The organism is Leptolyngbya sp. NIES-2104 (assembly GCF_001485215.1).
GTDB lineage: Bacteria > Cyanobacteriota > Cyanobacteriia > Leptolyngbyales > Leptolyngbyaceae > Leptolyngbya.
The window spans coordinates 2,845,688-2,865,295 of record NZ_BBWW01000001.1; the positions used below are offsets into that span (position 1 = coordinate 2,845,688).

Consider the following 19,608-nt stretch of genomic DNA (forward strand, 5'->3'; position numbering starts at 1 on the left):
CCTGTTCGTAATGAAAATCGTTCCGTTCGTCACGACAGGCGTTTCATTCGTCACGACAGGCGTTTCATTCGTTACGACAAGCGTTCCGTTCCTTACGACAAGTTTCGATTGATTAGCTCTGTTAAAGCTGTCGTTACGACGGGCGCGATTTTTATCTAATTTGCTTATTCATCGATTGCAAATTGCTGTTTGAGCGGTTTTAGAATCGGTGATTCGAGGAGGTACAAATCGCCAAAAAAGAACCCACAAGGTTTGATCTTGCGGGTCGCGATGCGATCGTATTGTTCTTCCGAAGCTAAGATTTCAGACTGAGGAATTTCTCTAATGCAGCGGTCATCGCGGGAGACCAACGGCGGACGTTTTTGACCCAATCGATGTCTTTATAGCGTTTGTCGAGTCCGACCGCAGACACCCACTGGCTCTCAGCTTCACCTTGTTTGCCTTGTACCCAGAGCGCAGCGGTTAGAGCGGCTCTCATGTCCGCGAATCTAGGATACTTGCGAACGAGGTTTCTCATCGTGCGAATCGCTTCCTCAGTTTGTCCGAGTTGGTATTGAGCTAAGGCGTAGTTGGCACGAGCGAAGGCGTAGTCTGGAGCGGAATCGGCGGCTTTGAGGAAGTCTTTGGCGGCAAGTTCCCACTGTCCGAGTCCGGCTTCGGCGTTCCCGCGATTGTTGTAGGCGGCGGGATCGGTTGGATCGAGTTCGAGAACTTTGTTGTAGTCCGCGATCGCATTTTCCCATTTGCCCAGTCCTTCGAGTGCGGTTCCCCGATTAAGGTAAGGATCGGGGGCTTTGGGATCGAGTTCGATCGCTTTATTGAAATCCTCGATCGCACTGTCGAGTTTGTTTTGGCTGACTCTGGCGTTGCCGCGATTGCTCCAGAGGGCGGGATTGTCGGGCATCAGTTCGATCAGTTCTGTCCAGTAGGATTCTGCGCTGGCGAAGTCGCCTTTGTTGGTGGATTCAAAGGCTTGTTGACGCAGACCTGCTAATTTCTCAAATACGGATGTCACTGACGGCATTTCGGAGTCAGCCAACACCGGACTAGATGCGATATTGAACGCGATCGCAATCACGAGCAGAAATTTGAACAGCGTGCGAACCATGAAACCTCTCAAGAAAATTCAGGACAGAAGTGCCATTTGGCTATCGGGTGGCGTGTAGCCTAGATGTTTCCAAGCGGCTGCCGTGGCGATGCGACCACGGGGAGTACGGCTAAGATACCCGATTTGCATCAGATAAGGTTCGTAGACTTCCTCGATCGTTTGGGCATCTTCTCCGGTGGAGGCGGCAAGGGTTTCAAGCCCGACGGGTCCACCGTTGTGCCGTTCGATCATGAAGCTCAAGAGGCGGCGATCCGTCCAGTCGAGTCCACACGGATCGACGTTGAAAAGTTGGAGGGCTTCAGCGGCGATCGTGCGATCGATATCTCGGAATGTTTTGACTTCGGCGTAATCACGAACTCGTTTGAGTAAGCGATTCGCAATCCGAGGCGTTCCACGGGAGCGGCGAGCCACTTCTTCGGCTCCGTCTGTGGTAATTCTCATTTTGAGCAAGGAAGCGGTGCGGATGACGATATTGGTGAGTTCGTCGATTTCGTAGAAGCGGAGGCGTTGGATGAGTCCGAAGCGATCGCGTAATGGAGAAGTTAACGCTCCGACTCGCGTGGTTGCGCCGACTAAAGTAAACGGCGGTAGCTTCATCGATTGAATTTTTGCGCTCTTGCCTTTTCCAAGTGGGATGTCCACGCGAAAATCTTCCATCGCTGGATAAAGCAATTCTTCAGCCACTTTCGCGAGACGGTGAATCTCATCGATGAAGAGAATGTCTCCGGGTTGCAGGCTGATGAGTAAGCCCATGATGTCACGCGGACGTTCTAGGGCGGGAGCGCTGGCAATTTTGCACTTTACGCCCATTTCTTCCGCCAGAATTAGCGACATCGTAGTTTTGCCGAGTCCGGGCGGTCCGTAAAGCAATAAGTGATCGATCGGTTCTTTACGGGATTTAGCGGCGCGGATGGCAATATCGAGGACATCTTTGAGATCTTTCTGTCCTACATATTCCATCAGCGATTGCGGACGGATTTTTTCTTCTAACTTGCTGCGTTCTTCAGGCTCTGGTTCGGATTGGAGAATTGCGGACTTTTTACATGGCGCGGATTCGCCACTGGAGACAGCTTGCACCATTAACGACAACTCGCCAGAGGATGCGTGAGCTTTATCTCGATCGTTGGGCTGTTTTTTAGATGAAATGATCGCCATAATTTACGAGAACAGTCATACCTAGAGGTATTTATGGAGATTCCGTCTACCTTTTCCGTTCCTGATTCGATTTCGTTTGAAGGCGCGATCGAGTTGACTCAATCGGTGCTTTCTGAAGTCGAACAACGTCGTGTGCCGGAACCTGAACTTGAACGAATCATAACCGCATTAGTACAAAGTGAGAATGGCGCACGCGGATTTTTTGTCAGTTATTTAACCGACGATCGCGATTTTATCGATCAAATCCAACCGACAGTAGTAGAAGCCTTACTCAAATCTGAGGGTACAGTTGGGGACTTATTGACCAAAAATCTCGTCATGTCTACCGCGATGATTTTGACGCATACTCGCAATCAGAACCCAGAACTGGCGGCGGGTTCAGCCCTGACACAGCGACGAACCAATGAGGTGATTCGACAGATGCGATCGAGCAAAGTTGATCAGCATTTAGAACAAATGAAACGCACGATCGAACAAGAAAATGGCGAATATCAAAAGTTTCTCGATCGCTGGAAATATGATGCGGAACAAAAGGCGGCGATGTTAGATGCGGTCAAACATGCGCTGCTAAATTGATATCCTGACAACAATCGATTTGCGGTGAATGGAGTTGAGAAGAGTTGTGCTGGAGCCTGTGAAAGTAACGGCGCGGAAGTTAGGAAGAATTTTAGATCTACTGCCCATACCGCAGCATTGGCGGGTCAAACTCGACTTGCTGAAAACCTTAGTGCAGCGAGATTTAGAAGCGAAGTACAAAGGCTCAGTGTTGGGCAATGCGTGGTCAATTCTGAATCAGTTGGCGCAGTTGCTAGTATATACGTACTTGTTCTCGATCGTGCTTCGGGTCAAGTTGAACTTGCCGGGATTACCTGCAAATAATTTCACGTTCGGATTGTGGATGTTTGCGGGATTGATTCCCTGGATTGCTTTCACAGGTGGGTTGAGTGGCGCAGCGGTTTCAGTGATTGTTCAGCCGAACTTGATCAAAAAGGTCGTCTTCCCGGTGGCTCTGTTGCCGTTGGTTCCAATCTGCACAGCGTTTGTCGAAAGTACGTTTGGAATTGTGCTGCTGATTGCCTTCGTCGCGTTTAGTAGTCAGGTCATTCACCCGACGTTGTGGCTGTTTCCGCTGATTTGGTTGCCGCAATTGCTGTTCACAGCGGGATTAGGGTATTTGGTCGCAGCATTGACCGTTTTTCTGCGAGATATTCCCCAAACGATCGCGGTTTTGCTCAACCTCTGGTTTTATGTCACTCCGATCGTGTATCCTGCCTCGTTAATCCCGGAACAATGGCGATTCCTTGTGTTTTGGCTCAATCCGATGACGACGATCGTGGAAATCTATCGCGATCTTGCCCTCATTGGAGAAGTGCAGCACTGGCAGGAATTCGGCGTGTTGTATGGCATTTCGGTGATTGTGTTTGCGATCGGCTTTGTGGTGTATCGAAAGCTGCGTCCGGCGTTTGCGGATGTGGTGTAAATCAGAACGCTAAGATGACGGAGTGAGTTGGAAGGAGTGCTATGGGCGAGGTCGCGATTTCCCTGAAAAACGTTTCAAAGTGCTTTAAGCGATATGCTCGTCCAGTCGATCGACTCAAAGAGATTTTGCTGCCCGGAAAAAGTCGAGCTGAGCCGTTTTGGGCAATTCAGAATGTTGATTTGGACATTCACAAAGGGGAAACGATCGGCGTTGTCGGACAGAATGGAGCCGGGAAAAGTACGCTTTTACAAGTGATTACTCAGACACTCACACCCACTAGTGGAAGTCTGATTGTAAACGGACGAATTTCTGCCCTATTAGAGCTAGGAAGTGGATTTAATCCAGAATTTACTGGGCGGCAAAATGTATTTTTCAACGGTCGAATTCTCGGATTAAGTCAGGAAGAAATCGCGCAGAAATTTGACAAAATTGCTGAATTTGCTGATATCGGAGATTTTATCGATCAGCCTGTTAGAACCTACTCTAGCGGAATGTTTGTTCGGTTGGCGTTCGCGGTTGCGGTCAACACTGATCCAGATATTTTGATCGTCGATGAAGCGTTAGCGGTTGGAGATGTTTATTTTCAACAAAAATGCTTTACGCGACTTAAAGAATTGCGCGATTCAGGCGTGACATTGCTGTTTGTTTCGCATGATTCAGGCTTGGTGTGTAAATTGTGCGATCGTGCAATCCTGATGGATCACGGCAAACTTATTTTAGATGCCACTCCTCGCCAAGTTGTTGATTTATACGAAGCAAAACTATTACAAAAGCTAGACCATCAACCGAGCCGTGTTGATATTGCGATCATGAATTCAACCGAATCGCTCGATGCCTCTGTCGCGATTCGGTCTGAAGCCGTCAAGGTGGAATTTGTTCGAGTCTTAAACGAATCCGATCAAAGCGTACAATCGACGTTTAGCGATTCAGAAATCAAGCTTGCGATCGGACTTTTTCTTCTAGAGGCGGCAAAAGATTTGCATGTTGGCTTCAAACTTCGCAACCGAACTGGAGAAGTCGTGTTTGAATCGAACACCTTCTGTATGAATCAATCGATCGGTCGTGTGGATGTCGGAAGTGCGATCGAAGCTCGATTTTTGTTCAAAGTCCCTTTGTTGCCCGGTGATTATACGATCATGGTCGGCGTTGCTGATGGTGGAATTGGTAGAGGTGGATTCGAGCGGGTGTGGGTGCTGCAAGAGTCGCTCACGCTCAAAGTTCTGCCGAATCCTGATGCAATTCTCTGGGCTGGAGTGATAAATTTAGCGCCCCAGTTTGAACTTCATTCCCTAACGCCAGGATTAAAACAAGTTTGAAACCAGCATCTAATACAATGAAAAGCGATTCGTTCGCATCGTCACTCACCGCACTGTGCGGAAAACACTTTTGAGCTAGAAAGAATGCCACTCTCTTCATCCCTACTAGAACAGGTTCGACCTTATACCCTTTGTACCCCCGATCGACTGGAAAATCTCGCAGCACTCTGTGAGGATCTCAACGCACAAAGAATTCCGGGTGATTTCGTTGAATGTGGAACTTACAAGGGTGGCTCGGCTGCAATTCTCTCGAAGGGGTTAGGCGAGAGGCGGCATCTTTGGTTGTACGACAGTTTTCAGGGATTGCCGCCGACGACTGAGAAAGATGGCGAAGATGCCAAATGGTGGGTCGGAGAATGTGTGGGCGCGATCGCGGATCTCAAGGCAGTGATGCAGGCAGTCGGCACGAGTGAAACTGCTTATACGATTAAACCTGGTTGGTTTGAGACGACGTTGCAACAGGACTTGCCCGAACAAATCGCACTGCTGCACTGTGACGCGGATTGGTACGACTCGGTAATGTTGGTGCTGGAAACGTTCTATCCACGCATTAGTCCGGGCGGCTGTATTGTGCTAGATGACTTCGGTTATTGGGAAGGCTGTCGTGAAGCGTTTTATGATTTTTGTCAGCGCTATGGAGAAAAGCCAGTTTTAGAGCGAGTTGGACCTGATCAAGCCTTTTGGTTTAAAGGTCGATCGCATAATCGTCAAGCGATTCCTCACATTCACGGTGATCAGCAAGTTCCAAAGCAGATGACCGCAGCGACGATCGCAGACCTCGAATCGAAAATTGAATTTCTCACTGATCAACTCCAACAGACTCAAAACGAACTGCAATTCGTTAAATCGAGTCGGTTTTGGTGGCTAAGACAGCAGTGGTGGTCATTGAAGCAGAAAACTGGACAGATCAAATAAAGCCTTGATTGAACAATGCCTGAAAGAATTTTTTGTACGATCGTTACTAAGAATTATTTAGCTTATGCTCGAACTTTGGCGGAAACGCTGAAGGAACACCATTCAGAGAGTAAGCTTTTTGTGTTGCTTGCCGATCGCATTGAAGATTACTTTGAGCCTGAATTAGAACTATTTGAGGTGATTCGGCTAGAAGAATTGCCGGATCAAAAAGCGATCGAACAAATGTGTTTCTATTACACGCCGCTAGAATTGTGTTGTGCGCTGCGAGGCTTGTTGCACGAATATATTATTGAACATACAACGGCTGAAAATTGGGTCTTTCTAGACTGCGACATCATGGTTTGTCATTCCCTAGAAACGCTATTTGAAACATTATCTGAAACCTCAATTTTATTGACTCCCCATTCCAGTGTTCCGCTCGATGTAAAAGATGTGGATCATGAATTGAGCATCTTAATGCACGGATTGAGTAATGCGGGGTTTCTAGGGCTGAGACGAACTGAGCAAACACGAGAATTCCTGAATTGGTGGAAGGATCGGTTAACGTATTACAGTTTTTTGGATTCTGCGATCGGTGATCCGAGAGGATTAAGTCTTGATCAACGCTGGCTAAATTTAGTTTTGCTTTATTTTCCAGATTTTAAGTTTGTGAAACATCCGGGCGCGAATATCGGTCACTGGAATTTTTATGAACGAAAATTTGAACGGAATGCAGCAGGCGAAATTGTTGTAAATCAGCATCCGGTTCTTTTCTTGCACTTTAGCGGTTGGGATATTAATAATCCTGAATATGTTTCAAAACATAGTCCGCTTTATCGAGAAAAAGATCAGTCACCTTGGACAGAATTAGCAAAGCTGTATCGTGAGAAGTTGCTAAAGAATGGATACGAGGAAACGCGGCAATTTCCTTACACATTTGCGACATTTAGCGATCGTACTCCCATCACTCAAGCAATGCGTCGCGGCTACTATGAAGAATTAAAACAAGGAACGGCTGTTGCAGGTTCACCCTTTGAACAACCTGAATATTTCCATTCTAGAAAGTACTCAATCCATTCGACTCAGTTTCTGCAAGAAGAAGTCCAAACTGCTTATCAACATCTCATTCACCTTCAGCAAGATTATCATCAGTTGTCTCTTGCTTTTGAACAAACCCAAACCACGCTGGAACAAACTAAGGTGAAACTAAAAGACACGCAGACCGTACTACTAGAGACTCAACAAAATGCAGATACTGAACAAATTCGATTGAGACAGATCATTGAAGAAATGGAAAAAAGCATTTTTTGGAAAATGAGAACTGCCTGGTGGAAAATCAAGCGGCGGTTCGGTCAAGCTGATATGAACGTGCTGCGAAAGGAGTGAATTGAGGAGATGAGTAATTCTGAACAAACGAGAGTCAATATCGATTTTCTAATTGAGAAAATTCGACAGGAAGCTGCCAAAAAACAATCGGTAGCGCAATATCAACCATCTGCAAATCTAGATACTGCCAGTCGAATTCGATCGAACAATATCGAAGCCCTCCTAAACGCCGCCAGCGCGAAATCTCAAATTAGAACCGAGCTACCTGGAAAGCTACAGCGGTTTCCTTGGAATGCAGGAAATGGATTTGGAAAAGTAGCGCTAAAGATTTATAGTTTTCTATTCAAAGAGCAGAGAGCCGTCAATCTTTCGCTGAATCAAGCGATTCGAGAAACCTTATTGCTAAATCAAAGTCTGATCAAAAAAGTATCGGAACTTCAAGCGGAACTTCAGGACTTACAACTGCGAATCGATGCGCTAGAGAATAAAGAATGAGAATTGCGATCGCGACCGTTCAAGTGCCCTTTATTCGGGGTGGAGCAGAAATCTTAGCTGAAGGACTAATGCAGGCAATTCAGGCAGAAGGGCATTCTGTCGAGTTGATTGCGATGCCATTTCGATTTGCGCCTGTTTCCGAAATCCAGCGCAGCATGAAAATTTGGGCATCCGAGAATTTTGAAAGTCTGAACGGCTATCAGTGCGATCGAGTCATTTGTCTCAAATTTCCCGCCTTTTATTTGCAGCATCCAAATAAGGTCGCTTGGATTTTGCATCAACATCGATCCGTTTACGATCTATGGGATACAGAGTTTACAGGTGACTTTTCTCGAAGTGCAGAAGGAAAGCAACTCAAACAAGAAATTACCGAGCAAGATACGAAATCATTGAGTACTTTTCGGGGCGTTTATACGATCGCGAAAACCGTTTCAAGGCGCTTACAAAAATTCAATCAAATCGCTTCTACTCCGCTTTATCATCCACCCCAATTTGCAGATCAGTTTTATACAAAACCTGCGGAACCTTATATTTTCTTTCCAAGCCGATTAGAGACGCTGAAACGGCAAGATTTACTGATTCAAGCGATGCGATTTGTGCGATCGCCAATGGTTGCCTTAATCGGTGGAGAAGGCGGTCAGCAACCTTATCTTCAAAATTTGATCGAAGAGTTTGGACTTCAGCAGAAAGTTCGCTTGATGGGAAGGTTAACCGATGCTGAGAAGCTGAGTTTTTACGCGCACTGTACAGGTGTTTTCTTCACGCCATACAACGAAGATTACGGGTATGTCACGCTCGAAGCGATGCTCTCTCGAAAACCTGTAATTACTTGTACGGATTCTGGTGAGCCTGTTGAGTTTGTGGTGAACGGGCAGACGGGATGGATTGTAGAACCGGAACCCAAAGCGATCGCAGAAAAAATTGACCAGCTTTATGAACACTCTGCGATCGCGAAAGAAATGGGCGTTGCGGGATACGATCGCTACCATGCGCTCAATATCTCTTGGAGTAACGTTGTCCAAAATTTACTCAGTTAAGACCGATGCTGGGTCGCTCAAAACGGTTTCGACCCGTGCAAAACTAGTCTTTAGCGTTTGCGTAACCACAGCGCACAGCCTGGAATGTGAGTCAATAGCGGGTATTGCCGGGCAAATTCGGCATCATATCGACTGCTAACATAGCTACTCATCAGCAGAATCTCATACGCCGAATTGTACTGAAGAAACGCTCTGATCAAATATGCCTCATTCCAAGCGCGTCCTTCACGCAGCCACTCGATCGGATACTCGAACGAAAAAATATCGTGAAAATGAATGACGACTCCAGGCTGCAAGCGCGGTAATACTTCAAAAACAAGATAGTTGACATCGCTTCCGGTCTTGGTCACATGAGAAGAATCAATCAGCAAAATATCATTCGCTTGAAGCTGCTCAAAAAAAGACGCTGGAACAGATTGAACAGGTTTATCGATCAGGGTAACGGTATCTTGAGGACGCAGAAGTTGCTGCAATCGGTCGGGATAAGGCTCAATAAAAGTCAACTCAGTTGCACGATCGCCAAACCGTTCGACTGTATCTAGCAATAAGGCTGAAGAAAAACCTGACCCAACTTCGATGATGCGGCGAGGTGCAAAGTGGCGGGTCATTCCAAACAAAATAATACCGTCACCATACCCGTAGAACAAATTGTTAAACCAGTAGCGAGTTTGACCTGGAGGTGATTCAGGAAACAGCGCAGCAGCATCCGGGTAGAACTTGAGCAGCGTCATCAAAAACGCAAATTGACGATCGAGGTCAAGCTCAAGATCGGGTAGCGGCTTTCGTTCACTAGAACCGAGACTTGGAATCGCACCGGAATCGTTTAGGAGATTTGATTCGATGTAATCAAGGTCAGGCAGGGGAGAGTAAAAATGTCCAGGTGGCGCAAAGCGAAATTGCGGTGAATCCAGGATTGAAAACGGGTTGAGCTGGGCTTGGTGTTCAGTTTCAAGGTTCGATCGCACTTGATTGAGCTGGGCTTGGTGTTCAACTTCCCAGTTCGATCGTGCCTGACCAATCACTTCAGGACGCACGACCTCCTTGACATAAGCACGAATCTTGGGATGACGTAATCCCAAGTTCAACAATCGACGCGCAAGACTTTTCAAGACGCAAGCTCCACGACAACGGTTGTATCTTACTACGGATGCAACGGTTATTTTCCAGACGAAACCCACTGCGCTCCTTCAGCAGGTTTTAACATAGAATCGCTAACTGTCCGGATAGATTCCGTGATGTCGGAATAGAAGCGGATATCACTGTTCTCCGTCAAAACACATCAGCGATATCGATCGCTACAATACCCGTGCAGTTCAGCGCGTAATGTTGTGTAAAAGGTATTAGGATGGTGACATTTGTGTGTGGAGCGAATCCATGATTTCCCTCAAAGGTTTGCTGAACTCGATTCAATCGTTGCGAAAACAGCCCGAAGAAAGCCCAACTCCCTATATTTATCGTCCTCACGTTCCGAAGGTTGACTTCACAGCAGGAGTCGAGCATCTCAAACGCAGTGGTCGATCGGTGGTGGATCAAGCAGTAGGAAACACTGATCCCGCTGTCGTTGAAACGGTGATCAAATTGGGTGAGCAAGTCGGCATTCACTTTGAAGAATTATCGATCGATATTGATCACTATAAGCAATATTTTGATCAGGCAGAATACGCTAAACGCTATCCAGAATACTATCGCGGCAATCAACCGGAAAAAACGTTAGAACACTACATTTGCTACTCGTTATTCGGTCTTGGTTCTGATGATGTTTTCGTTGATTTAGCCAGCGAACATTCTCCGGTGCCAGAAATTTTTGGGCGGTTATCTGGAGCCGTATCTTATAGTCAAGACATCATGTATCCAGCAGGGATCAATGGCAATCAGATCGGCGGAGATGCCTGCTCGATGCCTATTCCGGACGGGTTTGCGACAAAAGCGGCGTTGACTTGTTCTTTAGAACATTTTGAGCAAGATGCGGATACTCGGCTATTTCAAGAATTAGCAAGAGTGCTGAAACCGGGTGGAATGGTTTGTGTCGTGCCGTTCTATGTCTTCGATCGAGAAGCAGTACAAACTGATCCAACGATTAGCGTCCCTGCAAAAGTTCCGTTCGATCCGAATGCGACGATTTACTGTGCTTCAGGTTGGGGAAATCGTCACGGTCGATTCTACAGTCCTGAAACATTTGTTCAGCGAATCATTCGTCCTGTTCAAGATCAATTTCAATTTAGATTCTTTTATTTATCGAACGCGAGTGAAATTGATCCTTCGATTTATGCTCGATTTGCTTTCACGGCAACTCGCCTTTAATTGATGTCACGTAGTCCCGGTTGTGAAGGCTATGCAAATCGCGATCGTTGCGCCGAGTCCTGTTCCCTTTTGTATTGGTGGGGCTGAAAAGCTTTGGTGGGGGTTACAAGAAGAAATCAATCAAAATACACCGCACCAAGCTGAGTTAATTAAGCTGCCCAGTCCAGAGCGAAATTTTGCTGATTTGATTCGCAGTTATCAGCAGTTCTCAGAGTTAGATCTGAGCTACTTTGATGTGGTAATTTCAGGGAAATATCCAGCTTGGATGGTCAATCATCCGAATCATGTTTGCTATATGCTGCATCGGTTACGGGGACTGTATGATACTTATCATTTTACAGGCTTACCAGAACAATTCAACAGCAACCATTCAGAAATCAATCGATTACAAAAGCAGATTAAACAAGCACAACGAAGCGATTTGTCTGAGATTTTTGAGCAGCTTGAGCTATTACAATCAAAGCGAAAGTTACCAGGAGAAGCCACCCAACTTCCAGGGGCTTTTGTTCGAGAACTGATTCATTGTTTCGATCGAATTGGATTAGATTCTAGAGTGATTCAGAAGTACGCTGCAATTTCTCATAATGTGGCAAATCGTCAGAATTATTTTCCTCAAGGAAGCTCGATCGATGTGATTTATCCGCCTTCAAGTTTGAGACGATTCGAGCCAGGAGAAAGCGAATATTTTTTCACAGTTAGTCGCTTAGATAGTGCGAAAAGAGTTCGATTGCTTGTGGAGGCGATGCAATTTGTGAAGTCAAAGGTGCAGCTCAAAATTGCAGGAACCGGACCCGATGCAGCGTTACTCAAAGAATTAGCAGGAGATGACGATCGCATCGAATTTCTTGGATTTGTCAATGACGAAGATGTGATCGGACTTTATGCCAATGCGATCGCGGTTCCTTATCTACCGTATGACGAAGATTATGGTCTGGTCGTGATCGAAGCGATGATGAGCGGTAAGCCTGTGTTGACTACGATCGATGCAGGCGGACCGAATGAATTTGTGATCAATCGAGAAACTGGATTTTCCGTTTTACCAGACCCGATGGCGTTAGCTGAACGGCTCGATTATTTCTACGAGCATCGCTCAGAAACGAAACAAATGGGACTTGCTGGGCGAAAACTGGTCGAATCAATCACTTGGGAAAACACGGTCAATCGATTGCTCGATCGAACGAATACTTCATCTGTAACCCGTTCCAATTTGCCAAAGCGCAAGAAATTGACGATCGCGTTAACGTTTCCAGTATTTCCAGCACGCGGTGGGGGACAGAGCCGCGTATTTCACCTTTATCGCCACTTAGCCCAAGAATTTGAAATTGAATTCGTTTCGTTGACAAATGCGGATCAATTGCCATTTCAAAGTGAGATTGCTCTGCGCGTGTGGGAAACTCGCATTCCAAAATCCGCAGAACATCATCGCCAGGAACAAGCGATCGAACAACAGGTCGGATTGCCGATTACTGATGTCGCCATGCCGCAGCTTTATCATCTGACTCCAGATTACGTCGAAGCGCTCTCGAAGTCGGCAAAGACGGCTGATTATATTGTCGTTTCTCATCCGTATTTGCTGCCAGCGGTTCGAGCCGTGAGCCAAAAGCCGATTTGGTACGAAGCTCACAATGTTGAGATCGAACTCAAAAAACAAATGCTGCCGCACAATCCAACCGGACAGAAATTGCTGGCATCGGTCGAAGAAGTTGAGCGATCGTGCTGTGAACTCAGTCAGTTGATCATGCTGTGCTCGGAGCAGGATGGTCGATCGCTCAATCGGCTTTACCAAGCGGATTTGAGCAAAATGGTCGAAGTGCCGAACGGGGTAGACACTGAGGCGATTCCCTTTTTGTCCTTGCGCGATCGCGCAAGGATAAAACAGCAGCTCGGTCTTAGTTCCGCCTTTACTGCCTTTTTCCTCGGTAGTTGGCACGCGCCGAATCTTGCGGCAATTGAGACAATTTTCGAGGTGGCGGAATCGTTGCCTGATGTGTATTTCTTAGTGGTCGGCAGTTCAGGCTGGGCATTTCAGGGTAAGAACTATCCTTCAAACGTTGGATTTTTAGGCGAAGTCGATGAAGACACCAAGGCGATCGCGCTCTCAATTTCGGATGTTGCGCTGAATCCTGTGACATTTGGATCAGGAACAAACTTAAAGATGCTAGAGTACTTTGCGGCAGGTATCCCAGTGATTTCGACTCCAATTGGAATTCGAGGACTCGGTGTGGAACCTGGCAAACAGTGTATCGTCGCAGAAGTGGAGCAGTTTGGAGCGGAGATCGCGAAACTGCGATCGGAGTCTCCGGAGGCACAATCCGCCCGAATTCAAGCAGCGAAAGACTTGGTTCAACAAAATTTCGATTGGCGAGTGATTGCAGATAAATTTATCAGCGCGATCGCGACTTCAGGGTAAAACATTCAGCAGTATTCATCCAACGAATTGATTGTGAAAAAAGCACTGATTACCGGACTGACCGGACAAGACGGATCGTATCTGGCGGAATTGTTGCTCGAACAGGGCTACCACGTTTACGGATTGGTACGGCGATCGAGTTCGGGAAATGTCGATCGAATTAGTCATTTAGCCGGAACAGCCGAGATTTTGTCCGGTGATTTGCTCGATCAATGTTCGCTGATGGATGCCATTTCTTATACTCAACCTGACGAAATCTATAATTTGGCTTCTCAAAGCTATGTGCCGCTTTCGTGGACGCAACCTGCTTTAACGGCTGAATACACCGCTTTGGGCGTGTCGCGATTGTTGGAATCGATTCGCCGCTGTAAGTCGGATGCCAGATTTTATCAAGCTTCGAGTAGCGAAGTGTTCGGGCAGCCGGACGAGTCACCGCAGACTGAGCGAACCGCTTTCCGTCCTCGAAATCCCTACGGAGTGGCGAAAGCGTACGCTCACTGGATGACGATTAATTACCGTCAGCAGTATGGGTTGTATAGCTGTTGTGGCGTGACTTACACACACGAATCTCCGCGCCGTGGAACTGAATTTGTGTTCCGCAAAATTACACGGGGAGCGGCGATGATCAAGATGGGATTGTCGAAAGAATTGAAGCTCGGAAATTTGGACGCAAAACGGGATTGGTGTTATGCAAAAGATGCCGTTCGAGCCATGTGGATGATGCTACAGCAAGACCAGCCGGACGATTACATTATTGCGAGTGGTGAGACGCATTCGGTTCGAGAATTAGTTCAGACTGCTTTCGATTGTCTGGGCTTAAATTGGGAGGAATTTGTTTCTGTTGATTCAAGCTTTTATCGACCGGATGAGGAAGTGCAATTAGTGGGGTCGATCGACAAAATTCGCAAACAGTTAAACTGGGAGCCAGAGTATTCTTTCAAACAGTTGGTTGAACTGATGGTCGATCAGGATTTGAAGGAATTGAGTGCGTCATGAAAATTGCGATCGATGTGACTCCTTGGATGCCAAAGCCCAGCGGAATCGGGCTTTATGTCTCGAATCTGATTCAAGGATTAACTGCATTGCGATCAAGTGAAGGATTCGATTTAGAGCTAGTTTATCAGCCCGGATTGAAAAATTGGATCAAAAGAAATCTGTCGTTTCCAGATTATTTGCAGCATTATTCTAATCTGCGTTTCTATCCATTTCCGGTACGAGTTTCAAATTTATTTCTCGAAGCTCCTTCGCTCTTTTCTACTCAACTCAACAGCTTTTCTGAGAATTCAGATATTGTGCATGGAACGAATTACACGGTTTTTCCAGTTCAGAAAAGCCGTCGAGTAATGACCATTTATGATATTAGTTTTGTTAAATATCCTGAGTATGCAAATTCAACGGTTAAAGCCTATACAAATCGATTAAAGAAATGTCTTCAATGGACAGATTTAGTTTTAACGATTTCGCAGAGTTCTAAGCAGGATATTGTTGAATATTTAGGCTTTGATCCAGAACGAATTTGGGTGACGCATTTGGCGAGTCGTTATTTGCTCGCTCCAAGTAAACCTGAATCTTCTCAGCCCTACATTCTATTTGTCAGCACGATCGAGCCTCGAAAAAATCTTAAATCCCTAATTTCTGCATTCGAGTCTCTGAAACGAAATTATCAGATTGAACATGAATTAATTTTAATTGGGCAAAAAGGCTGGTTATACGAACCGATTTTTGAGCAGGTTGCTCGATCGCCTTTTCGATCGTCAATTCGACATCTCAGCTATCTTTCAGACGATCAAGTTGCCGAGTTTTATCAAAACGCTGATGTCTTCGTTTATCCATCGCACTATGAAGGTTTCGGAATGCCCGTACTAGAAGCGATGACCTTGGGTGCGCCTGTTGTGACGAGTAATACTTCATCGCTTCCAGAAGTTGCGGGCGATGCAGCGGTTTTAATTGATCCAAATAATGTAGAACAATTGAGCGAAGAAATTTTACGAGTGATTCGCGATCGACAATTCCGCGATTCTCTCATCCAAAAAGGCAAAGAACAAGCTAAATTGTTCTCTTGGGAAAAGACTGCAAAAGAAACCTTGAACGCTTATCGATCGATGCTGTGATCCTAATCAACCTCTCATTTCTAGCTGCGAAACCCACTGGGCATACCATCTATGCAAAGAATCTTTTGCCTGGTCTAAATCTGCTCGATCCTGTATTGCTAACCGGACAAAATCTTCCTGAATATTATTGTTATAAAATCTCAGATCAACTGACTCCCGATCAAGGGACAAAAGGACATTTTAATCGACTTAAATGGACACAATTTAACTTACCTGGAATTTATAGAAATCTCCAGAGTAATTTACTTTTCTCTCCAATTCCTGAAGCTCCAATTTTTACAAAATGTCGCTATGTTGTGACACTGCATGATTTTATTCCGCTTAAATTTCCGCGCTTTACATCGCCTTTAACCCAGTATTACAAACACTATATTCCTCATGTTCTGAATCAAGCTGAGCACATTTTGAGCGATTCCGAATCGACTGCAAATGATGCGATCGCATTCTACAAAATTCCATCCGATAAGATCACTATCGTTCCCCTTGCCTACGACCATCAGCATTTCAAATTTCTCGATCTGCCAACCGAAAATTATTTTCTTTACGTCGGTAGACACGATGCTTATAAAAATATTGGTCGATCGCTTACCGCTTTTTCCAAACTTCCAAACGACTATGAATTTTGGATTGCAGGCTCTCCCGATCCACGATTTACGCCGAGTTTAAAGGCTCAAGCTGAAGAACTAAAAATCGTCGATCGCGTTAAATTTCTCAGCTATGTTTCTTACGCAGAACTACCCGAATTAATCAATCGAGCGATCGCGCTTGTTTTCCCCAGTTTATGGGAAGGATTCGGCTTACCTGTCCTCGAAGCAATGGCGTGTGGAACTCCGGTCATTACCTCGAATCTTTCTTCAATTCCTGAAGTTGCAGGCGATGCTGCCTTGCTGATTGATCCTTACGATGAAAGCGCGATCGCGGATGCCATGAAATCAATCATTATCGATAGCCAATTACGGAATCAAATGAGACGAAAAGGACTCGATCGAGCTTCGCAATTCAGTTGGCAAAAAACGGCATCTCATACCGCTGAAATTCTCAAACGATATTTATAAATTCTACTTTTTCGCCATCAACAAAACCACGCCACAGATAATAAGAGCGACACCGACTAAACGCACGATCGGAATCGGTTCATTAAACACAAATCGTCCAAGCATCACCGAGAATACATATTGCAAAGCGACCGAAGGAGCAAGAATACTTAATGGCACACGAGTCAGCAGCAAAATGTAGAGCACTGCCGCTCCTGCATAGAAGCAAAGTCCAATGACTAATTCAGGAGTCGTTGCAATTCCAATCACATGACTAATCGCGTTACTTGCTGTTAATTGACCTAGTTTTAGCGCTCCTGATTTGAGAAAAAACTGACCGACCACGCCCGCCACAACCGAAATTAAAAACAGTACAAACTCTTGAATACTCACAAGAAATCCTTCAATTTGCTCTAGTTCAGTTTACAACCTGCCTGATGCTTCACCAGGAATTTCAATCCAAGCTACATTTATCTTGAAGCGTAAAGAAACTTCCGATGGATTCTTCAACCTCAGTCAGACCGACCTACACAGACGAACAGATCTCCGTTTGGCTACGCGGCTTACTTACTCTTGCTTGGTCAGACGATAATTTTGACGAAACCGAGCAAAGCCTAATCGCCTCGCTCACCGAACACAAATTAACCCAGGAAGAAACATCTCGATCGCTCAAGTCCGTTTCTGATGAAGAACTTCGATCGACCTTTGCCGCCAGTCCCGACTGTGCCGAAAACTTTCTCCGAACTGCGGTCATGGTGGCTCTAGCAGACGGCATTTATACTTCAACCGAAGACGCAGTTTTAGAGCAGTTTTGCCAGAGCTTGAATACGGGCACCGAGATTCTAGAGAATTTGCGTCTAACCTTATGCGATCGACATCCCGAAACTCAAGAGCTACAGCCGCATCCTGAAGTTCATTTAGACATTTTGCAGCCTGTACGATCGTGGCTTGATAATACTGAAATTCACGATCCGAAAGTGGCTCGATTCTTGTGCAAAATGATTCCCCCTCAATGTCCTTTTGAGCGTGATATCAAGCTATTTGGGCACAAGGTCGTTCACATTCCACCGCTTTGTAAATTGAATCCGCTCTATGAACAATTAGTCGGAATTCGCTTCCGGGCACTGTCTTATTTGGCGGATGACTGCGGTGAAGATGTGACTCCTTACATTTGAGGATAGATCAGGATTTTGTAGGTATCAGGTGTAGGTGAAACGGCACGATCGACGGCTTCAGCGAGATTCGAGAGGGGAAAGCGATCGCTAATTAACGCATCGACATCAATCCGTCGCTGAAACACGATTTCCGCCGCTAATGCCTGCACCCGATACGACGAACTATAACTACCCATTAAATCGATTTCCCGTCGATAAAGCACATTCGGATTCAATGGAATCTCAACTTCATCGGGAAACTCAGCAAAGAAGAGAATCTTTCCACCTTTACGAGTACAATCCAAAGCCTGAAAAAACGCTTTATCGCTCGGAACTGCCAACAAACTGACATCGACTCCCATTCCTTGAGTCATGTTTTGAATTTTGCTTGATAACTCTGGATCTCGCGCATCAAAGGCGGCATCGGCTCCAATCTTCAAAGCTTTCTCAATTCGAGAAGGAATTAAATCGGTTGCAATCGCTCTCGCTCCAAAGTATTTCACCAACATCACAAACATCAGCCCGATCGGTCCCGCTCCTGTCACCAAAACCGTTTGCCCTGGCTGAATCTGCGCTTTCTTCACCGCTTTCAAACAGCAGTTCGTCGGCTCCACAAAACTCGCCTGCTCAAACGTCACATCGTCCGGAATTCGCATCAATCCGCCATTCCGCACAATATGACCCGGAATTTTCACATATTGGGCAAATCCGCCCCCGCTCGGTGTAAATCCCGCTGTCGTCGTAATGTTCTTGTACACCTCGCACATTGAGAAATTCTCATTCAAACAATAAGCGCAGTGCATACAAGGAATGTGATGCAGAACGATAACGCGATCGCCAATTTTCCAATTTTTTACATCTGATCCGATTGATGCGATCGTTCCCGCTGTTTCATGCCCAAAAATCCGAGGCGGTTCCAACAAGGGATACTTAATCTTTTTAATATCCGACTGACACAAGCCCACGACTTGCACCTGCACCAACACCTCATCGGCTGCAATGTCCGGCATCGGTACGTCTTCATATCGGAGTTGATTCACGCCGCGAAATACTTGGGCTTTCATAGTTGGATTAGTGAGGAATTATCGATCGAGACTCTATCACTCCTCTGACATAATCAACGTAAGAGGTTAGCAATTCAAAACTCTCAGCAGCGAGGCTATATCTCAATGACACAAGCAAAGGCACGATTCACGTCGATCGAGGAATATCTCAACTATGACGACGACACAAACGCCCGTTATGAATTGGTGAATGGGGAGTTAATCGAATTGCCGAACGAAGACCCGCGCAACCTGATGATTGCTAGATCTCTGCTAATTTACTTTGTTACTCAGATGGGACTATCGATCGAACGAGTCGGTGACAAGCAGCAAATCGCTGTCAATTCTTCCGAAGTTACAGCGCGAGAACCGGATCTGACCGTTCACTCAGAAGCATCTGCCGCCGCATTGTTAACTCAAACTCAGTCGCTGCTTGCGATCGAGATGCCGCCTCCGTTACTCGTGATTGAAGTAGTTTCTCCGGGTAATCCTGGAAGTCCGAACTACGAACTCGCAAGCGAGCGCCAAAGGCAGCGTGATTATGTTGAGAAGCGCAGAGAGTATGCTGCACGAGGCATTCCTGAATATTGGCTCGTTGATCCAGGTCGGAGTATTGTGCTTGTACTAACGCTTGAGAATGGAAGTTATGAAGGGCGGGGATTTCGCGGAAATGATGCGATCTCTTCTTCCGCTTTTCCGAGCCTACAGTTAACGGCTGAACAAATCTTAAGAGCAGGTCAATAA

General features: G+C 46.0%; 19 protein-coding genes. 14 read left to right on the forward strand and 5 right to left on the reverse strand.

Going from position 1 to position 19,608, the window contains the following annotated elements; translation table 11 throughout:
* Window positions 1–295: 295 nt before the first annotated feature.
* Together NIES2104_RS13255 and ruvB are read right to left on the reverse strand one after the other, a co-directional pair.
* Window positions 296–1,108, reverse strand: a complete 813-nt coding sequence (locus NIES2104_RS13255; protein WP_058998651.1) for a tetratricopeptide repeat protein — start codon at window positions 1,106–1,108, stop codon at window positions 296–298.
* Window positions 1,109–1,126: 18 nt separating this feature from the next.
* The gene (gene ruvB / locus NIES2104_RS13260) at window positions 1,127–2,188 is read right to left on the reverse strand and encodes a Holliday junction branch migration DNA helicase RuvB (protein ID WP_370561220.1); all 1,062 of its coding nucleotides are present in this window, start codon (window positions 2,186–2,188) and stop codon (window positions 1,127–1,129) included.
* A gap of 108 nt (window positions 2,189–2,296) precedes the next feature.
* On the opposite strand from ruvB, the gene NIES2104_RS13265 reads away from it, so the two are divergent.
* From NIES2104_RS13265 to NIES2104_RS13295, 7 genes are all read left to right on the forward strand, one after another.
* The gene (locus tag NIES2104_RS13265) at window positions 2,297–2,839 is read left to right on the forward strand and encodes a hypothetical protein (protein WP_058998653.1); all 543 of its coding nucleotides are present in this window, start codon (window positions 2,297–2,299) and stop codon (window positions 2,837–2,839) included.
* A gap of 28 nt (window positions 2,840–2,867) precedes the next feature.
* Window positions 2,868–3,743, forward strand: coding sequence for an ABC transporter permease (locus NIES2104_RS13270; protein ID WP_202815058.1), 876 nt, complete (start codon window positions 2,868–2,870; stop codon window positions 3,741–3,743).
* 41 nt (window positions 3,744–3,784) lie between these two features.
* Complete coding sequence (locus NIES2104_RS13275) at window positions 3,785–5,059, forward strand: ABC transporter ATP-binding protein (protein WP_058998654.1); 1,275 nt, start codon at window positions 3,785–3,787, stop codon at window positions 5,057–5,059.
* An 84-nt stretch (window positions 5,060–5,143) separates the two neighbouring features.
* Window positions 5,144–5,974, forward strand: coding sequence for a TylF/MycF/NovP-related O-methyltransferase (locus NIES2104_RS13280; protein ID WP_058998655.1), 831 nt, complete (start codon window positions 5,144–5,146; stop codon window positions 5,972–5,974).
* Window positions 5,975–5,989: 15 nt separating this feature from the next.
* Complete coding sequence (locus NIES2104_RS13285; protein WP_058998656.1) at window positions 5,990–7,339, forward strand: hypothetical protein; 1,350 nt, start codon at window positions 5,990–5,992, stop codon at window positions 7,337–7,339.
* A gap of 9 nt (window positions 7,340–7,348) precedes the next feature.
* Window positions 7,349–7,774, forward strand: a complete 426-nt coding sequence (locus tag NIES2104_RS13290; RefSeq protein WP_058998657.1) for a hypothetical protein — start codon at window positions 7,349–7,351, stop codon at window positions 7,772–7,774.
* Window positions 7,771–8,811, forward strand: a complete 1,041-nt coding sequence (locus NIES2104_RS13295) for a glycosyltransferase family 4 protein (RefSeq protein WP_058998658.1) — start codon at window positions 7,771–7,773, stop codon at window positions 8,809–8,811. Before NIES2104_RS13290 ends, NIES2104_RS13295 begins: the two co-directional genes overlap by 4 nt.
* 50 nt (window positions 8,812–8,861) lie before the next feature.
* Here the strand turns inward: NIES2104_RS13295 and NIES2104_RS13300 are convergent, their stop codons facing one another.
* The gene (locus NIES2104_RS13300; RefSeq protein ID WP_058998659.1) at window positions 8,862–9,920 is read right to left on the reverse strand and encodes a class I SAM-dependent methyltransferase; all 1,059 of its coding nucleotides are present in this window, start codon (window positions 9,918–9,920) and stop codon (window positions 8,862–8,864) included.
* Between the two features lie 265 nt (window positions 9,921–10,185).
* Between NIES2104_RS13300 and NIES2104_RS13305 the strand changes: the two genes are divergently transcribed.
* From NIES2104_RS13305 to NIES2104_RS13325, 5 genes are read left to right on the forward strand one after another with little or no spacing between them, the layout of a single operon-like run.
* Window positions 10,186–11,112: a class I SAM-dependent methyltransferase gene (locus tag NIES2104_RS13305; protein WP_058998660.1), complete on the forward strand. Its 927-nt coding sequence runs from the start codon at window positions 10,186–10,188 to the stop codon at window positions 11,110–11,112.
* 31 nt (window positions 11,113–11,143) lie between these two features.
* Entirely contained in the window at window positions 11,144–13,522 is a 2,379-nt protein-coding gene (locus NIES2104_RS13310; protein ID WP_058998661.1) for a glycosyltransferase family 4 protein, read from the forward strand.
* 33 nt (window positions 13,523–13,555) lie between these two features.
* A complete protein-coding gene (locus NIES2104_RS13315) occupies window positions 13,556–14,518 on the forward strand; it encodes a GDP-mannose 4,6-dehydratase (protein ID WP_263970954.1) in 963 nt (320 codons plus the stop codon).
* Window positions 14,515–15,633, forward strand: a complete 1,119-nt coding sequence (locus NIES2104_RS13320; RefSeq protein WP_058998662.1) for a glycosyltransferase family 1 protein — start codon at window positions 14,515–14,517, stop codon at window positions 15,631–15,633. The genes NIES2104_RS13315 and NIES2104_RS13320 overlap by 4 nt, the downstream gene beginning before the upstream one ends.
* Complete coding sequence (locus NIES2104_RS13325) at window positions 15,630–16,688, forward strand: glycosyltransferase family 1 protein (RefSeq protein ID WP_058998663.1); 1,059 nt, start codon at window positions 15,630–15,632, stop codon at window positions 16,686–16,688. Before NIES2104_RS13320 ends, NIES2104_RS13325 begins: the two co-directional genes overlap by 4 nt.
* Window positions 16,689–16,691: 3 nt before the next feature.
* Here the strand turns inward: NIES2104_RS13325 and NIES2104_RS13330 are convergent, their stop codons facing one another.
* The gene (locus NIES2104_RS13330; RefSeq protein ID WP_058998664.1) at window positions 16,692–17,060 is read right to left on the reverse strand and encodes an EamA family transporter; all 369 of its coding nucleotides are present in this window, start codon (window positions 17,058–17,060) and stop codon (window positions 16,692–16,694) included.
* Between the two features lie 104 nt (window positions 17,061–17,164).
* Between NIES2104_RS13330 and NIES2104_RS13335 the strand changes: the two genes are divergently transcribed.
* Window positions 17,165–17,842, forward strand: a complete 678-nt coding sequence (locus tag NIES2104_RS13335; RefSeq protein WP_058998665.1) for a Mo-dependent nitrogenase C-terminal domain-containing protein — start codon at window positions 17,165–17,167, stop codon at window positions 17,840–17,842.
* Here NIES2104_RS13335 and NIES2104_RS13340 read toward each other — a convergent pair.
* Window positions 17,833–18,885, reverse strand: coding sequence for a zinc-dependent dehydrogenase (locus NIES2104_RS13340; protein ID WP_058998666.1), 1,053 nt, complete (start codon window positions 18,883–18,885; stop codon window positions 17,833–17,835). The two genes, NIES2104_RS13335 and NIES2104_RS13340, sit on opposite strands and share 10 nt — an antisense overlap.
* Before the next feature lie 105 nt (window positions 18,886–18,990).
* On the opposite strand from NIES2104_RS13340, the gene NIES2104_RS13345 reads away from it, so the two are divergent.
* The gene (locus tag NIES2104_RS13345) at window positions 18,991–19,608 is read left to right on the forward strand and encodes a Uma2 family endonuclease (protein ID WP_058998667.1); all 618 of its coding nucleotides are present in this window, start codon (window positions 18,991–18,993) and stop codon (window positions 19,606–19,608) included.

Bases quoted from the DNA above. Each gene is read 5' to 3' on its own strand.
- NIES2104_RS13255 (WP_058998651.1), bottom strand. From the start codon at position 1,108: ATGGTTCGCACGCTGTTCAAATTTCTGCTCGTGATTGCGATCGCGTTC.
- ruvB (WP_370561220.1), bottom strand. From the start codon at position 2,188: ATGGTGCAAGCTGTCTCCAGTGGCGAATCCGCGCCATGTAAAAAGTCC.
- NIES2104_RS13265 (WP_058998653.1), top strand. From the start codon at position 2,297: ATGGAGATTCCGTCTACCTTTTCCGTTCCTGATTCGATTTCGTTTGAA.
- NIES2104_RS13270 (WP_202815058.1), top strand. From the start codon at position 2,868: ATGGAGTTGAGAAGAGTTGTGCTGGAGCCTGTGAAAGTAACGGCGCGG.
- NIES2104_RS13275 (WP_058998654.1), top strand. From the start codon at position 3,785: ATGGGCGAGGTCGCGATTTCCCTGAAAAACGTTTCAAAGTGCTTTAAG.
- NIES2104_RS13280 (WP_058998655.1), top strand. From the start codon at position 5,144: ATGCCACTCTCTTCATCCCTACTAGAACAGGTTCGACCTTATACCCTT.
- NIES2104_RS13285 (WP_058998656.1), top strand. From the start codon at position 5,990: ATGCCTGAAAGAATTTTTTGTACGATCGTTACTAAGAATTATTTAGCT.
- NIES2104_RS13290 (WP_058998657.1), top strand. From the start codon at position 7,349: ATGAGTAATTCTGAACAAACGAGAGTCAATATCGATTTTCTAATTGAG.
- NIES2104_RS13295 (WP_058998658.1), top strand. From the start codon at position 7,771: ATGAGAATTGCGATCGCGACCGTTCAAGTGCCCTTTATTCGGGGTGGA.
- NIES2104_RS13305 (WP_058998660.1), top strand. From the start codon at position 10,186: ATGATTTCCCTCAAAGGTTTGCTGAACTCGATTCAATCGTTGCGAAAA.
- NIES2104_RS13310 (WP_058998661.1), top strand. From the start codon at position 11,144: ATGCAAATCGCGATCGTTGCGCCGAGTCCTGTTCCCTTTTGTATTGGT.
- NIES2104_RS13320 (WP_058998662.1), top strand. From the start codon at position 14,515: ATGAAAATTGCGATCGATGTGACTCCTTGGATGCCAAAGCCCAGCGGA.
- NIES2104_RS13335 (WP_058998665.1), top strand. From the start codon at position 17,165: ATGGATTCTTCAACCTCAGTCAGACCGACCTACACAGACGAACAGATC.
- NIES2104_RS13340 (WP_058998666.1), bottom strand. From the start codon at position 18,885: ATGAAAGCCCAAGTATTTCGCGGCGTGAATCAACTCCGATATGAAGAC.
- NIES2104_RS13345 (WP_058998667.1), top strand. From the start codon at position 18,991: ATGACACAAGCAAAGGCACGATTCACGTCGATCGAGGAATATCTCAAC.